The organism is Aeromonas sp. TW 6 (assembly GCF_013168745.1).
Lineage (GTDB): Bacteria > Pseudomonadota > Gammaproteobacteria > Enterobacterales > Aeromonadaceae > Aeromonas > Aeromonas caviae.
The window spans coordinates 1-2,272 of the sequence record NZ_JABERS010000103.1 but is presented as its reverse complement, the minus strand read 5'-3'; the positions used below and the strand labels follow the sequence as shown (position 1 = coordinate 2,272).

Annotated in this window: 1 protein-coding gene and 2 pseudogenes; all 3 read right to left on the bottom strand. The window is 64.5% G+C overall.

The genetic code is table 11. The features are described from left to right. Nucleotides 1–171 precede the first annotated feature (171 nt). Nucleotides 172–1,304, bottom strand: a pseudogene (gene iadA, locus HKD46_RS21135) (beta-aspartyl-peptidase). A 58-nt stretch (nucleotides 1,305–1,362) separates the two neighbouring features. Beyond that, the gene (locus tag HKD46_RS21130) at nucleotides 1,363–2,124 is read right to left on the bottom strand and encodes an ABC transporter substrate-binding protein (protein ID WP_043156607.1); all 762 of its coding nucleotides are present in this window, start codon (nucleotides 2,122–2,124) and stop codon (nucleotides 1,363–1,365) included. Between the two features lie 17 nt (nucleotides 2,125–2,141). Then, a pseudogene (locus HKD46_RS21125) lies at nucleotides 2,142–2,272 on the bottom strand (IS1595 family transposase); the annotation flags it as partial.

Sequence of the window (2,272 nt, the reverse complement as noted above, 5' to 3'; positions counted from 1 at the left end):
AGGGACTCAGAATACTTTTTTCTGAAAATCAAGGCGGCCTTCCCCGGAAAGCCGCGATGAACCTCATTTTTTAGCCCTGATACTACGTGGACTGGAACTCAAATTCTCTTAAGTGAACAGCATTGCGGCAGCAGTGCCGGGCTTTTCGTTTACTGACGGGCGCACACTGGCTCAGGTGCGCCACCGACCCCCACTCATCACCCGCTCGATGGCGAACGTATCAGGATCGATCAGCAGCAGATCCGCATCCTGCCCCACCCCCAGGGTACCCTTGCTCGCAAGCCCCAGCGCCCTGGCCGGATTGGCCGTCACTACCGCCAGTGCCGTCTCCAGCGCCACCCCCTTGCCGCAGGCCGCCACCACCTCCTGCCACAGGCTCCCTATCTGGCCGCAGCGCAGCTCGATGAGTCGCCCCTCGCCGTCAAAGCGCGGCAGACTGGCGTTGGCGTCCGAGCTGAAGCTGATGCGATCCACGGGCACGCCGGCCGCCAGCAACGCCACCAGGGCGTCGGCCGCGAGCCGCTCTCCGTCATCCAGCAGGTCCGGGAAGCTCGACGTGGTGAGGTCGACCCAGCCGCCTGCCCGACCCCACTCGATGGCCTCGGCAAAGAGCCAGGGGTTGCGGTTGCAGTGGGTGGGGTAGAGCTGGCGTTGCGGGATGTCGGTGCCGTCCCGCAACGCCCGCAGGGGCGCCAGCCCCCCCCCCGGCCATCCCCCAGGTGAAAGAAGCTGACGCCACTTTTACCCGACAACAGCCCGGCCACCCGCGCCTCGCTCGCCAGCCGCGCCAGCTCGTCGTGGGTGGGGGCGCTGGACCTGTGATCGCTGATGGCCACCTCCCCCACCCCCAGCACCTCGGGGATCAGCATGATGTCCGACTCCACCGTGCCGGTGAGGGTCTTGACCGGCAGGTGGTAGGAGCCGGTGTACATGAAGGCGCTCACCCCGGCGGCGCGAAACTCGCGCACCTTCCCCAGCACCTGGGCCGGGCTGCGGGTCAGGCTGTCGGTGCCGAGGGCCGCCACGAGCGTGGTGACCCCCGCCGCCAGAGCTGCCCTTGCCGAGAGCTCCGGCGTGCGAAAGCCGAAGCCTCCCTCGCCGCCGCCTCCGGTGATATGGGCGAGCGGGTCCACCAGTCCGGGCACCAGATAGCGGCCGCCAGCGTCCACCCGCGTCAGTGGCCAGTCGGCCGGAACCGTCAGACCCTTGCCCATCCAGGCGATGCGGCCATCCGCCACCAGCAGATCCTGCTGGCCGAGCGGGGCCGGACTATGGATCTGCGCACCCTCGATCAGGGTCAACATGGGGTCTCTCCTTGCTGCATGAAAAAGGAGGGAGCAGGCTCCCTCCGACTGTTACCCATCAACCGCCATAGATATCGTACTTGAAGTACTTCCGGTTGATCTCCTGATACTTGCCGTTGGCGCACAGGGCCTTGATGGCGTCGTTCAGCCTGGCCCTGAGATCCTGATCCCCCTCGCGCACCGCGATCCCCATGCCGTCGCCAAACCATTGACGGTCGGTCAGGGCCGGCCCCACATAGTCGAACTTGTCGCCCCCTTCCTTGCCAAGCAACCCCTGTTCGATAGCCGAGGCGTCGGCCAGCAGGGCCAGCACCCGTCCCGCCTTCAGGTCGAGGTAGGCTTCATCGGCACTGCCGTAACGCACTATGGTGACGCTGGAGCCGAAGTTGTCGGTCAGGTACTTGTCGTGGGTGGTGGCCCGCTGCACGCCGATGCGCTTGCCCGCCATCCCTTCCGGCGTCAGCGTCAGTTCGGTGCCCCTGGCCGCCACGAAGCGGTTGGGAATGTGGGCATATTTCTCGGTGAAGTCGACCTTCTTGCGCCGCTCGTCGGTGATCGACATGGCAGCGATGATGGCGTCGTACTTGCGCGACAGCAGGGCCGGGATCATGCCGTCCCAATCCTGGGCCACCAGTTCGCACCTGACGGCCATCTGCTGGCACAGGGCGTTGGCAAGATCGATGTCAAATCCCTTGATCTCTCCGGACGCATCGGTCCATGAGAAGGGTGGATAGGCCCCCTCCACGCCAAAGCGTACCGTCTTCCACTCCTTGGCGGTGACGGGGGTGGCGAGCAGACAGGCAGCAACAAGCTTGTCCATCTTAAATGCGAACCTGATTATCCATGACCCTCAGCCAGCTTCAAGAGCCGATATGGCATCGGAGGGCTTGCCACGACTGCATGCCCCAATTCAACCAACATGCTCTTGAGGTCAAAACGATGATTAAACCGGAAGCAGTATTCCGCAA

Bases quoted from the DNA above. Each gene is read 5' to 3' on its own strand.
- HKD46_RS21130 (WP_043156607.1), bottom strand. From the start codon at position 2,124: ATGGACAAGCTTGTTGCTGCCTGTCTGCTCGCCACCCCCGTCACCGCC.